This is a genomic window from Pseudescherichia sp. (assembly GCF_031987975.1).
Taxonomy (GTDB): Bacteria; Pseudomonadota; Gammaproteobacteria; order Enterobacterales; family Enterobacteriaceae; genus Pseudescherichia.
In genome coordinates this window covers 45,350-58,503 of sequence record NZ_DALZYX010000013.1, presented here as the reverse complement: position 1 = coordinate 58,503, position 13,154 = coordinate 45,350, and the positions used below count along the sequence as shown (strand labels likewise).

The following is a 13,154-nucleotide window of genomic DNA, read 5'->3' as shown; positions in this document are numbered from 1 at the left end:
TCTTATTTAGCGAGCCGCCAGCTCTCCAGCGGCGTGTAACGGGTACGCCCTCGGGAAAACTGCGACTCATAGAGCACAAATTCGTTAACGGGGAAGGACCAGCTAAAGCCCGGCGGCGGAATGGCCACCGCATGGCTGGCGTTGCGCAGCAGGGTAACGTGGGGATGAAATGGCTGCGGGCTTTGGTAGCAGCCGCTGCGGGCGGCCTGAGCGCGCAGCAGATTAGCCAGCTGCAACAGACCGCGCGGCGGCTGGCGCGTGCCCAGCCAGACGACCCGCGAGCGCAGCCACTGTCCGGCATCGTCCAGGGTCAGGGTGAAGCCAGGCTGGCGGATGCGTCCGGCAAGCTGGCTCAGGGCACGCTGCTTCTCTTCACTCACCTCGCCGAGAAACGCCAGCGTCATGTGGAGATTCGCCGCCTCGATAGGGCGTCCGGCCTCTGGGGCAAAGTGAGCCGCCCGCCAGTGGATAATCTGTCGCTGGATCTCATCGGGCAGCGCAACGGCAAAAAACAGCCTTTTTGGCTCAGACATAAGCGATACTCGGTAATGATTTACGGCGATGCTACAATGCTCGCCGTTGAATTGAAAGTTAACCCCCTGGAGCCATGCGTGTCCTCTCTGCCCGTCGCTGCCGTACTGCCCGAACTGCTCTCTGCGCTCGCCCACGCGCCACAGGTCCTGCTCAACGCCCCCACCGGCGCGGGTAAATCGACCTGGCTGCCGCTGCAAATTCTCGCCGAGGGCAAGATTACCGGGCGCATTCTGCTGCTCGAGCCACGCCGTCTGGCAGCGCGCAACGTTGCCCAGCGGCTGGCGGAGCTATTGGGTGAGAAGCCCGGTGAGACGGTGGGCTACCGGATGCGCGGTGAAACCTGCATCGGCACGGCGACGCGCCTGGAGGTGGTCACCGAGGGGATCCTGACCCGCATGATCCAGCGCGATCCCGAGCTGACCGGTGTTGGGCTGGTGATCCTCGATGAGTTCCACGAGCGCAGCCTGGAGGCCGATCTGGCCCTGGCCCTGCTGCTGGACGTGCAGCAGGGGCTGCGCGACGATCTCAGGCTCCTTATTATGTCGGCGACGCTCGATAACGATCGTCTCCAGCGCCTGCTGCCGGACGCGCCGGTTATCGCCTCGGAGGGGCGCGCGTTCCCTGTCGATCGCCGCTACCAGCCGTTAGCCAACCACGTTCGTTTTGACGAGGCCATGGCCGCGGCAACCGCCGAGCTGCTGCGCACCGAGCGCGGCTCGCTGCTGCTGTTTCTGCCCGGCGTCGGTGAGATCCAGCGCGTGCAGGAGCAGCTGGCCCAGCGCGTCGGCAGCGACGTGCTGCTCTGTCCGCTCTATGGTGCGCTCCCCCTGAGCGAGCAGCGCAAGGCCATCCTGCCCGCACCGGAGGGGCTGCGCAAAGTGGTGCTGGCGACCAACATCGCCGAAACCAGCTTAACTATCGAGGGGATCCGGCTGGTGGTCGATAGCGCCCAGGAGCGGGTAGCCCGCTTCGACGCCCGCACCGGGCTGACGCGGCTGGTGACCCAGCGGGTGAGCCAGGCCTCGATGACCCAGCGTGCCGGACGCGCCGGACGGCTGGAGCCAGGCATCTGCCTGCACCTGCTGGCGAAAGAGCAGGCGGAACGGGCGGCGGCCCAGAGCGAGCCGGAGATCCTGCAAAGCGATCTCAGCGCCATGCTGCTGGAGCTGGTGCAGTGGGGCTGTCGCGATCCGGCCCAGCTCTGCTGGCTGGACATGCCCCCGGCGGTGAACCTGGCGGCGGCAGAAACCCTGCTGGGGCAGCTCGGTGCGCTGGAAAACCAGCAGCTGACGGCGCGCGGGCAGAAGATGGCGAGGCTGGGCGTGACGCCGCGACTCTCGGCTATGCTAGTCAGTGCGCAGAATAGTGACGAGGCGGCAACCGCGGCGAAGCTTGCCGCCATTCTGGAGGAGCCTCTGCGTGGCGGCAGCACCGATCTCGGCGCGGCCTTCTCCCGTAGCCAGCCGCACTGGCAGCGACGCAGCCGCCAGCTGCTCAAGCGGCTCAACAGTACAGAGGGCAGGGAAGATAGCGATCTGATCCCCATTCTGCTGGCGCGTGGCTTTGCCGATCGCATTGCCCGTCGGCGCGGTCAGGAGGGGCGTTACCAGCTGGCGAACGGCATGGGGGCGATGCTCGACGTAGACGACGCGATGGGCCGCCACGAGTGGCTGATTGCCCCCCTGCTGTTGCAGGGCAGCCAGCAGCCGGACGCGCGCATTTTACAGGCGGTGCCAGTCAACATTGAGACGCTTATCGCCGCCGCGCCGTGGCTGGTGCGTCACTCCGATACCGTTGAGTGGGACGATGCCCAGGGCACGCTGAAAGCGCTGCGCCGCAGCCAGATCGGCCAGCTGACGGTAAGCGTCAGGCCGTTGGCGAAGCCATCGGAGACGGAGCTGCACCGGGCGATGCTGAACGGCATTCGCGATAAGGGACTACAGGTGCTGAACTGGACCCCGGCGGCGGAGCAGCTGCGCCTGCGCCTGCACTGTGCGGCGAAGTGGCTACCAGAATATGATTGGCCTGCGGTGGATGACGCCTCGCTTTTAGCCTCGCTTGAGCTATGGTTACTTCCCGACATGCAGGGAGTACACTCTCTGCGGGCGCTAAAAGCGCTGGATTTGATCCATGCGCTCAACCATTTACTGGCCTGGCCGCTGCGTCAACGGCTGGATAGTGCGTTGCCTGGGCATTACACTGTGCCGACGGGAAGTCAGATCGCGATCCGCTATCATGATGAAAATCCGCCGGTGCTGGCGGTGCGGATGCAGGAGATGTTTGGCGAGGCTGCTACGCCGGTTATTGCCGAGGGGCGGGTGCCGCTGGTGCTGGAGCTGCTTTCGCCGGCACAGCGCCCGCTACAGATTACGCGCGATCTCAGCGCGTTCTGGGCAGGTGCCTACCGCGAGGTGCAAAAAGAGATGAAGGGACGCTACCCGAAGCATGTCTGGCCGGACGATCCGGCTAATACCGCGCCAACAAGGCGGGTTAAAAAATATTCGTAAGATTAGCGAAAGCGAAATTGAGAGATTTCTTCTTCTGCCCTTCGGTAGAAGAAAAGAGAATCGGGCCCTTGCGCCTGAAATAATGTAGCGGAGAGTAAGCATGGCGGGGAATGACCGCGAACCTATTGGACGTAAAGGCAGACCTGCGCGTCCGGTAAAAGAGAAGGTAAGCCGTCGTCGTCTCAGAGATGAAGAGATCGACGATGAGTATGAAGACGATGCACCCGCACCGCGCCGCAGTAAAGGCAACGGCGGCGGCAGTGGCAAAGGAAAAGGCGGCAAGCGCAAGCGCGGCTGGTTCTGGCTGCTGCTGAAGATCTTTATCGTTCTGGTGGTGCTGTTTGCGATTTACGGTCTCTATCTCGATCAGAAGATCCGCAGCCGCATCGACGGCAAAGTCTGGCAGCTGCCGGCAGCGGTGTATGGCCGGATGGTTAACCTCGAACCCGAGATGCCGATCAGCAAAAACGAGATGGTGAAGCTGCTGGAGGCTACCCAGTACCGCAAGGTGACGGCGATGACCCGTCCCGGCGAGTTTACCGTGCAGGCCAACAGCATCGAGATGATCCGCCGTCCGTTTGACTTCCCCGACAGTAAAGAGGGGCAGGTCCGCGCCCGGCTGACGTTCAGCGATAACCACTTGGATACCATCGAGAACATGGAGAACAACCGCCAGTTCGGTTTCTTCCGTCTCGATCCGCGCCTGATCACCATGCTCTCCTCGCCGAACGGCGAGCAGCGTCTGTTCGTCGCGCGTAACGGCTTCCCGGATCTGCTGGTGGATACCCTGCTGGCGACCGAGGACCGTCACTTCTATGAGCATGACGGGATCAGCTTCTTCTCTATCGGGCGTGCGGTGCTGGCGAACCTGACGGCGGGCCGCACGGTGCAGGGGGCGAGTACCCTGACCCAGCAGCTGGTGAAGAACCTGTTCCTCTCCAGCGAGCGCTCCTACTGGCGTAAAGCGAACGAAGCCTATATGGCGCTGATCGTCGACGCGCGCTACAGCAAGGATCGTATTCTTGAGCTGTATATGAACGAGGTCTACCTCGGTCAGAGCGGCGATAATGAAATCCGCGGCTTCCCGCTGGCGAGCCTCTACTACTTTGGCCGTCCGGTCGAGGAGCTGAGCCTTGACCAGCAGGCGCTGCTGGTGGGCATGGTGAAAGGCGCTTCCATCTATAACCCGTGGCGCAATCCGAAGCTGGCGCTGGAGCGACGTAACCTGGTGCTGCGACTGCTGCAGGAGCAGAAGGTTATCGACCAGGAGCTGTACGATATGCTCAGCGCCCGGCCGCTCGGGGTGCAGAAGCGCGGCGGGGTGATCTCACCGCAGCCGGCGTTTATGCAGATGGTACGTCAGGAGCTGCAGGCGAAGCTGGGGGATAAGGTCAAAGATCTCTCCGGCGTGAAGATCTTTACCACCTTTGACTCGGTGGCGCAGGACGCAGCAGAGAAGGCCGCCGTGGAAGGTATTCCGGCCCTGATCAAACAGCGCAAGCTGAGCGATCTGGAGACGGCGATGGTGGTCGTTGACCGCTTCAGCGGCGAAGTCCGCGCGATGGTCGGCGGAGCGACGCCGCAGTTTGCGGGCTATAACCGAGCCATGCAGGCGCGACGCTCTATCGGCTCGCTGGCAAAACCGGCCACCTACCTGACCGCGTTGAGCCAGCCGAACCAGTATCGTCTGAACACGTGGATTGCCGATGCGCCGATATCTCTGCCTCAGCCTAACGGCAAGGTATGGTCTCCGCAGAACGATGACCACCGCTTTAGCGGCCAGGTGATGCTGGCGGATGCGCTGACCCGCTCAATGAACGTGCCGACCGTGAACCTCGGGATGGCGCTGGGTCTGCCAGCGGTAACCGATACCTGGACCAAACTGGGCGTGCCGAAGGATCAGCTGCATCCGGTTCCGGCGATGCTGCTGGGTGCGCTGAACCTGACCCCGGTTGAGGTGGCGCAGGCGTTCCAGACTATCGCCAGCGGCGGTAACCGAGCAACGCTTTCGGCGCTGCGTTCGGTGATTGCCGAAGACGGGACGGTGCTCTACCAGAGCTTCCCGCAGGCAGAGCGTGCGGTGCCTGCTCAGGCGGCGTACATGACCCTGTGGACCATGCAGCAGGTTATCCAGCGCGGCACCGGCCGTCAGCTGGGGGCGAAGTATCCGGGCCTGCATCTGGCGGGTAAAACCGGGACCACCAACAACAACGTTGATACCTGGTTCGCCGGGATCGACGGTCGTGAGGTGACCATTACCTGGGTAGGACGCGATAACAACCAGCCGACCAAGCTCTACGGGGCCAGCGGGGCGATGGCAATCTACCAGCGCTATCTGGCGAACCAGTCGCCGATCCCGCTGGATCTGACCCCGCCGGAGGATATCGTTAACATGGGCGTGGACGAAGGCGGTAACTTCCTCTGCGGCGGTGGGGTGCGCTCGCTGCCGGTGTGGACATCCAATCCGGATGCCCTGTGCCAGCAGAGCGAGATGCTGCTCCAGCAGCAACAGCAGCAGCAGAGCGGTAACCCGTTTGAGCAGTCGTCACCGCAGCCGCAACAGCAGCCTCAGCAGCAGCAACAACAGCCGCAGCAGCAGGAGAAGAGCGACGGCGTCGCGGGCTGGATCAAAGACATGTTCGGCAACTAAGCCGTAATTAAACGCCGGGCGGCGCGATGCTCGCCCGGCGTCTGGTTTTAACGCTATTTAACCCTCCTGTAACACCCTGTTATCCGTCTGGTTATTCCTTAATCCCTTAATTGTCGTAGGGGCGCATACTTCTTGCTATCTCTGACAGGCCTGGCATATTATGCTGCGGTCATAATAATAATTATCGTTTACGTTATCATTCCATTATCCAGAGAGAAGCACCATGGCGCGTTCTGAAACTGCTCAGCCGGTCAACCTTTCGCTGCGTAAAATTGCCGTGGTGGTTGCCACTGCGGTAGGCAGCATCTCCTTTGCCGCACATGCAGCCCCTGAAGATACCATCACCGTTACCACCGCTGCCGCTGAGCAGGAGAGTGCCTGGGGCCCGGCACCGACCATCGCCGCCAAACGCACGGCGACGGCGACCAAAACCGATACCCCAATCGAGAAAACGCCGCAGTCTATCTCCGTGGTCACCCGCGAAGAGATGGATATGAAAGATCCCTCCACGGTGAAAGAGGCCCTGAACTATACGCCGGGCGTATTCGCCACCCGCGGCAGCTCTGAAACCCTCGACGTGATCTCCATCCGCGGCTTTACCGCCTCGACCGGCGCGAACACCAACCAGTATCTCGACGGTTTAAAGCTTCAGGGTGATAACTACTCTGAATCCTCAATGGATCCCTATTTCCTTGAGCGCATCGAGCTGATGCGTGGCCCGACCTCGGTGCTCTATGGTAAGAGCAACCCTGGCGGCATCGTCTCGATGGTCAGCAAGCGTCCGACCACCGAGCCGCTGAAAGAGGTGCAGTTCCAGATGGGGACCGATAACCTCTACCAGACCGGCTTCGACTTCAGCGATGCCATCGACGACGACGGCGTGTTCTCCTACCGCCTCACCGGCCTCGGCCGCAGTGAAGACGCCCAGCAGACCATGGTTAAATCGACCCGCTACGCCATCGCGCCCGCCTTTAGCTGGCGTCCGGATGACAAAACCGATTTCACCTTCCTGAGCAATTTCCAGAGCGACCCGGATGCAGGCTACTACGGCTGGCTGCCGCGCGTGGGCACCGTGGTGCCGTATACCGACGCCAACGGTAACTCTCATAAACTGGATACCGACTTCAACGAAGGCGAGCAGGACAACCGCATGTCCCGCCGCCAGCAGCAGATTGGCTACAGCTTCGCGCACGCCTTCGATGACACCTTCACGGTGCGCCAGAACCTGCGCTATACCCGTCTGCACACGCTCTACACCTCGGTCTACGGCAATGGCTTCACTGCCCCGACGCAGATTAACCGCGCCTTTGTGCGCTCCGATGAAGATCTGAACTCCTTCACCGTGGACACCCAACTGCAATCTACCTTTGCGACCGGCGCGGTGGATCACACCCTGTTGACCGGCGTTGACTACCTGCGCATGCGCAACGACATCAACGCAGACTACGGCTCGGCCAATCCGCTGGACATGGTCAATCCGCAGTACGGCAACGCCAACGTCAACGTTAACTTCCCGTATGCGGTGATCAACCGTCAGGAGCAGACCGGGCTGTACGCGCAGGACCAGGCCGAGTGGAACCACTGGGTGCTGACCCTTGGCGGTCGCTACGACTTTGCGAAGACCTCAACCTACACCCGCTCTACCAGCTCGCTGAGCGAGATCAACGACCAGCAGTTCACCTGGCGCGGCGGGTTAAACTATGTGTTTGATAACGGCATCGCCCCGTACTTCAGCTATAGCGAATCCTTCGAGCCGGTCTCCGGTTCAACCAAGCCGGGCAAACCGTTCGATCCGTCACGGGGCAAGCAGTATGAAGCGGGCGTGAAGTATGTGCCGAAGGATCTGCCGGTTACCGTCACGGCGGCAGTATTCCAGCTGACCAAAGACAAAAACCTGACGGCGGATCCGTCTGATAGCGCCTTCAGCGTGCAGGGCGGGGAGATCCGCTCCCGCGGCCTTGAGCTGGAAGCGAAAGCGGCCCTGACCAGCAATATCAACCTGACCGCGGCCTACAGCTACACCGACGCCGAGTACACCGACGATACTCTGTACGAGGGGAAACGTCCGGTTGAGGTGCCACGTAATATGGCCTCCCTGTGGGCGGACTACACCTTCCACGAGACGGCGCTGAGCGGCCTGACGCTGGGCGCGGGCGCACGCTACGTGGGCGACACCTCCAGCTTCTACACCACCGGGGATAACGTCAACGGCACCTTCAACGTCGGCAGCTACACGCTGGTGGATGCTACGGTGAAATACGATCTGGCGCGCGTCGGCATGGCTGGCTCCTCCATTGGCGTGAAGGTTAATAACCTGTTCAATCGTGAATATGTCTCCAGCTGCTATCGCGATTACGCGTGCTACTGGGGCGCGGATCGCCAGGTGGTTGCCACCGCGAACTTCAGCTTCTAATTTCCTCCTTTTCAGGGCACGGCTTACCGTGCCCTTTTTATTGATAAGTTGGTCCCATGCAGGAAAACAATACGCTTCCCGATACCACCTTTCAGCTTTCTGACGTCTCCTTTCATGTGCCCGGACGCACGCTGCTGCATCCGCTGTCGCTCACCTTCCCGGTTGGTAAGGTCACCGGTCTTATCGGCCACAACGGCTCGGGTAAATCCACGCTGCTGAAGATGCTGGGCCGTCACCAGCCGCCGTCTGAAGGCGATATCCTGCTAGACGGCCAGCCGCTGGCGAGCTGGAACAGCAAAGCTTTTGCCCGCCGGGTCGCCTATCTGCCGCAGCAGCTGCCGCAGGCGGAGGGAATGACGGTGCGCGAGCTGGTGGCGATTGGGCGCTACCCGTGGCACGGGGCGCTAGGGCGTTTTGGCGTGGCCGACCGGGAGAAAGTGGAGGAGGCGATTAGTCTTGTGGGACTGAAACCGCTGGCGCACCGGCTGGTAGACAGCCTCTCCGGCGGCGAGCGGCAGCGGGCGTGGATCGCCATGCTGGTGGCGCAGGATAGCCGCTGCCTGCTGCTGGATGAGCCAACCTCGGCGCTGGACATCGCCCATCAGGTTGACGTCCTGGCGCTGATCCATCGCCTGAGCCAGCAGCGCGGGCTGACGGTGATCGCCGTTCTGCACGACATCAATATGGCGGCGCGCTACTGCGACTATCTGGTGGCGCTGCGCGGCGGCGAGAAAATTGCAGAAGGAACGCCGGAGTCGCTGATGCAGGCCCAGACCCTGGAGCAGATCTACGGTATCCCGATGGGCATCTTGCCCCACCCGGCAGGGGCGGCACCGGTGAGCTTTGTCTACTGATGGCGGGCTTACCTATGATTAGCCGCCGCCGCTTGCTGACCGCGATGGCCCTCTCGCCGCTGCTGTGGCAGGCGGGAACCGCGCGGGCGGCGGCCCTCGATATCAACCGCATCGTGGCGCTGGAGTGGCTGCCGGTGGAGCTGCTGCTGGCGATGGGCGTGGCCCCTTACGGCGTTGCCGACGTGAATAGTTACAACACCTGGGTCAACGAACCCAAGCTGCCAGCCTCGACAATCGACGTCGGGCTGCGGACCGAACCTAATCTTGAGCTGCTCACCCAGATGCAGCCTTCGTATCTGGTCTGGTCGGCAGGCTACGGTCCCTCGGCAGAAGTGCTGGCGCGAATTGCCCCTGGCCGTGGCTTTAACTTCAGCGACGGCAAGAAGCCGCTGACCATGGCGCGCAACTCGATGAATGAGATGGCCCAGCTGCTCAATCTGGAGTCGGCGGCCCGGACACACCTCGATAGCTTCGATGCCTTTATCGCTGCGATGAAACCTCGCTTTGCCCGGCGCGGCGACAGGCCGCTGCTGATGGTCACCCTGCTTGATGCTCAGCATATGCTGGTCTTTGCCTCGAACTGCTTGTTCCAGGAGACGCTGGATGAGTTTGGTATTCGCAATGCCTGGCAGGGGGAGACGACCTTTTGGGGCAGTACGACGGTGAGCATTGACCGGCTGGCGGTCTATAAGGACGCGGATGTGATCTGCTTCGATCATGGCAACGAACAGGATATGCAGCGCCTGATGGCGACCCCGCTGTGGCAGGCGATGCCGTTTGTGCGGGCGGGGCGCTTCCAGCGCGTACCGGCGGTGTGGTTCTACGGCGCAACGCTGTCGGTGATGCACTTTGTCCGCGTTCTGGATAACGCCCTGGGAGGGAAAGCATGAGCAAGCGTATCGCGCCGCTGCCCGCCCTGTTGCTGCTGATCCTGTTTATCGCCGCCGCCTGGCTGACCTGGGGAAACCTCTCCCAGGCGCTGCCGCGTGACCAGTGGTCGCAGGCGATCTGGCACCCGGACGTGGATGCCATCAGCCAGATGATTTTCCACTACAGCCTGCTTCCCCGGCTGGCAATCTCCCTGCTGGTGGGAGCCGGACTGGGACTGGTGGGCGTTCTGTTCCAGCAGGTGCTGCGTAACCCGCTGGCGGAACCGACCACCCTGGGCGTCTCCACCGGCGCGCAACTGGGCATTACCGTCACCACCCTGTGGGCGATCCCCGGCGTGGCGGCCTCGCAGTTTGCCGCCCTGATCGGAGCCTGCGTCGTTGGGGCGCTGGTCTTTGGCGTCGCCTGGGGTAAACGTCTTTCGCCGGTGACGCTGATCCTCGCTGGACTGGTGGTGAGCCTCTACTGCGGGGCGGTGAACCAGCTGCTGGTGCTGTTCCATCACGAGCAGCTGCAAAGCATGTTTATGTGGAGCACCGGCACTCTGACTCAGACCGACTGGAGCGGGGTAGAGCGTCTCTGGCCCCAGCTGCTGGGTGGGGCGATGCTGACTCTCTTGCTGCTGCGCCCGCTGACCCTGATGGGGCTGGACGACGGCGTAGCGCGTAACCTGGGCCTGGCGCTGTCGCTGGCCCGGCTGGGGGCGCTGCTGCTGGCGATTGTCCTCAGCGCGCTGCTGGTCAACGCGGTGGGGATCATCGGCTTTATCGGCCTGTTCGCGCCCCTGCTGGCGAAGATGCTGGGGGCGCGTCGGCTGCTCTCCCGCCTGCTGCTGGCTCCGCTGATCGGGGCGCTGATCCTCTGGCTGTCGGACCAGGTGATCCTCTGGCTGACCCGCGTCTGGATGGAGGTCTCTACCGGCTCGGTGACGGCGCTGATTGGCGCGCCGCTGCTACTGTGGCTGCTGCCGCGTCTGAAAAGCATGAGCGCTCCGGAGATGAACGCCGGGGACAATGTTCCCACTGAGCGTCAGCACCTGCCGCGCTGGGCGCTGGGCGGCCTCGTCGTGCTGCTGCTGGTAACAATTGCTGCCCTGGCGCTGGGCCGTGATGCCCAGGGCTGGCACTGGGCTAGCGGCGAGATGCTGGACGCCCTGGCGCAGTGGCGCTGGCCGCGCATCACGGCGGCGCTGGTCGCAGGCGTGATGCTGGCGGTGGCGGGCTGCATTATTCAGCGCCTGACCGGTAACCCGATGGCCAGCCCGGAAGTGCTGGGGATCAGCTCTGGCGCGGCCTTTGGCATCGTGCTGATGCTCTTCTTTGTGCCGGGGAACGCCTTTGGCTGGCTGCTGCCTGCCGGAAGCCTCGGGGCGGCGGTGACCCTGCTGATTATCCTGATCGCGGCAGGGCGGGGCGGCTTCTCCCCGCACCGGATGCTGCTGGCCGGGATGGCGCTCAGCACCGCGTTTACCATGCTGCTGATGATGTTGCAGGCAAGCGGCGATCCGCGCATGGCGCAGATCCTCACCTGGATCTCCGGCTCGACCTATAACGCTACCGGCGAGCAGGTGGTTCGCTCGGCCATTGTGATGGTGCTGCTGCTGGCTCTCGTGCCGCTCTGCCGCCGCTGGCTGACTATTCTGCCGCTGGGAGGCGATACCGCCCGTTCGGTGGGGATGGCCCTGACGCCGTCGCGCATCGGGCTGCTGCTGCTGGCTGCCTGCCTGACCGCTACTGCCACGATGACCATTGGTCCGCTGAGCTTTATCGGCCTGATGGCCCCGCACATTGCGCGGATGATGGGCTTCCGGCGGACGGTGCCGCACATGGTGATCTCGGGGTTAATCGGTGGGGTGATGCTGGTGTTTGCCGACTGGTGCGGACGGATGGTGATGTTCCCTTATCAGATCCCCGCCGGACTGCTGTCGACCTTTATCGGTGCGCCGTACTTTATCTATCTGTTGAGAAAACAGAGCCGATAAAAAAATGCCGGGTGAGCACAGATCCACCCGGCAATCAACAACTACAGCTGAGCAAACGCCTTGCGCGCGGCGTCGAGGGTCTTATTGATATCCTCGTCGCTGTGGGCAATGGACATAAAGCCCGCTTCGAACGCCGACGGGGCCAGATAGACGCCCTCGTCCAACATCAGGTGGAAGAAGCGCTTGAAGCGTTCCACGTCGCACTTCACCACGTCCTGGTAGCAGGTTACGCTCTCGGCATCAGTAAAGAAGATCCCGAACATGCCGCCGACGTGGTTCACTACCAGCGGGATCCCGGCTTCCTGGGCCGCGTCCAGCAGGCCGTTGGCCAGGCGCGTGGTCAGATCGGTCAGGGTCTCATGCACGCCCGGCTGGGATACTTCAGTTAAGCAGGCGTAGCCCGCTGCCATCGCAATCGGGTTGCCGGAAAGGGTACCCGCCTGGTAGACCGGACCGGTAGGAGCCAGCGCGTCCATCACCTCGCGACGGCCACCGAACGCGCCGACCGGCATCCCGCCGCCGATGATTTTGCCAAGGCAGGTCAGGTCCGGGACCACGTTGTAATGAGCCTGGGCACCTGCCAGCGCGACGCGGAAGCCGGTCATGACCTCATCGATAATCAGCAGTGCGCCAAACTCATCGCACAGCGTACGCAGACCCGGCAGGAAATCCGGCTCAGGCGGAATGCAGTTCATGTTGCCCGCCACCGGCTCGACGATGATGCAGGCGATCTCTTCTGGATACAGCTCAAAGGCTTCACGCACCGAGGCGAGATCGTTATAGGTACAGGTCAGGGTATGTTTAGCGAAATCTGCCGGGACGCCCGGCGAGTTTGGCTGGCCAAGGGTGAGTGCACCGGAACCCGCTTTCACCAGCAGGCAGTCGGCGTGGCCGTGGTAGCAGCCCTCGAACTTAATGATTTTGTCACGGCCGGTAAAGCCACGCGCCAGGCGAATGGCGCTCATGGTCGCCTCGGTACCGGAGTTCACCATCCGCACCATATCCATGGTCGGGACCAGTTCGGTCACCAGCGCCGCCATCTTCACTTCCATCTCGGTGGGCGCGCCGAAGCTCAGGCCGCGCTCCGCCGCTTCGATCACCGCGTTGCGGATCGCCGGGTGGTTGTGGCCCAACACCATCGGACCCCAGGAGCCAACGTAGTCAACATAGGCTTTACCGTCCGCATCGTAGAGGTAAGCTCCGTCAGCGCGCTCGATAAACAGCGGCGTGCCGCCGACGCCGCTAAAGGCGCGGACCGGCGAGTTGACACCGCCGGGGATAAGCTTGCGTGCCGCGCTGTAGAGGTTTTCTGACTTACTCATGGATT

The 13,154-nt window shown here is 62.6% G+C and carries 8 protein-coding genes; 6 read left to right on the top strand and 2 right to left on the bottom strand.

Going from position 1 to position 13,154, the window contains the following annotated elements; all coding sequences use genetic code 11:
* Nucleotides 1-2 precede the first annotated feature (2 nt).
* The gene (thpR, locus tag RTN40_RS19140) at nucleotides 3-533 is read right to left on the bottom strand and encodes an RNA 2',3'-cyclic phosphodiesterase (protein ID WP_312229840.1); all 531 of its coding nucleotides are present in this window, start codon (nucleotides 531-533) and stop codon (nucleotides 3-5) included.
* Nucleotides 534-611: 78 nt separating this feature from the next.
* Between thpR and hrpB the strand changes: the two genes are divergently transcribed.
* The 6 genes from hrpB (at nucleotide 612) to fhuB (ending at nucleotide 11,827) form a co-directional block, all read left to right on the top strand.
* A complete protein-coding gene (gene hrpB / locus RTN40_RS19135) occupies nucleotides 612-3,041 on the top strand; it encodes an ATP-dependent helicase HrpB (protein ID WP_312229839.1) in 2,430 nt (809 codons plus the stop codon).
* Between the two features lie 100 nt (nucleotides 3,042-3,141).
* Nucleotides 3,142-5,691, top strand: a complete 2,550-nt coding sequence (gene mrcB / locus RTN40_RS19130) for a bifunctional glycosyl transferase/transpeptidase (protein ID WP_312212193.1) — start codon at nucleotides 3,142-3,144, stop codon at nucleotides 5,689-5,691.
* 223 nt (nucleotides 5,692-5,914) lie between these two features.
* A complete protein-coding gene (gene fhuA / locus RTN40_RS19125) occupies nucleotides 5,915-8,104 on the top strand; it encodes a ferrichrome porin FhuA (protein ID WP_312229838.1) in 2,190 nt (729 codons plus the stop codon).
* 56 nt (nucleotides 8,105-8,160) lie between these two features.
* A complete protein-coding gene (fhuC, locus tag RTN40_RS19120) occupies nucleotides 8,161-8,958 on the top strand; it encodes a Fe3+-hydroxamate ABC transporter ATP-binding protein FhuC (RefSeq protein ID WP_312229837.1) in 798 nt (265 codons plus the stop codon).
* Nucleotides 8,958-9,848, top strand: a complete 891-nt coding sequence (gene fhuD, locus RTN40_RS19115; protein WP_312229836.1) for a Fe(3+)-hydroxamate ABC transporter substrate-binding protein FhuD — start codon at nucleotides 8,958-8,960, stop codon at nucleotides 9,846-9,848. The genes fhuC and fhuD overlap by 1 nt, the downstream gene beginning before the upstream one ends.
* Entirely contained in the window at nucleotides 9,845-11,827 is a 1,983-nt protein-coding gene (gene fhuB, locus RTN40_RS19110) for a Fe(3+)-hydroxamate ABC transporter permease FhuB (RefSeq protein WP_312229835.1), read from the top strand. Before fhuD ends, fhuB begins: the two co-directional genes overlap by 4 nt.
* A gap of 41 nt (nucleotides 11,828-11,868) precedes the next feature.
* Here fhuB and hemL read toward each other — a convergent pair whose 3' ends face one another.
* A complete protein-coding gene (gene hemL / locus RTN40_RS19105) occupies nucleotides 11,869-13,149 on the bottom strand; it encodes a glutamate-1-semialdehyde 2,1-aminomutase (protein ID WP_312229834.1) in 1,281 nt (426 codons plus the stop codon).
* Between the last annotated feature and the right edge of the window lie 5 nt (nucleotides 13,150-13,154).

Bases quoted from the DNA above. Each gene is read 5' to 3' on its own strand.
- mrcB (WP_312212193.1), top strand. From the start codon at position 3,142: ATGGCGGGGAATGACCGCGAACCTATTGGACGTAAAGGCAGACCTGCG.
- thpR (WP_312229840.1), bottom strand. From the start codon at position 533: ATGTCTGAGCCAAAAAGGCTGTTTTTTGCCGTTGCGCTGCCCGATGAG.
- fhuA (WP_312229838.1), top strand. From the start codon at position 5,915: ATGGCGCGTTCTGAAACTGCTCAGCCGGTCAACCTTTCGCTGCGTAAA.
- fhuC (WP_312229837.1), top strand. From the start codon at position 8,161: ATGCAGGAAAACAATACGCTTCCCGATACCACCTTTCAGCTTTCTGAC.
- fhuD (WP_312229836.1), top strand. From the start codon at position 8,958: ATGGCGGGCTTACCTATGATTAGCCGCCGCCGCTTGCTGACCGCGATG.
- hemL (WP_312229834.1), bottom strand. From the start codon at position 13,149: ATGAGTAAGTCAGAAAACCTCTACAGCGCGGCACGCAAGCTTATCCCC.
- fhuB (WP_312229835.1), top strand. From the start codon at position 9,845: ATGAGCAAGCGTATCGCGCCGCTGCCCGCCCTGTTGCTGCTGATCCTG.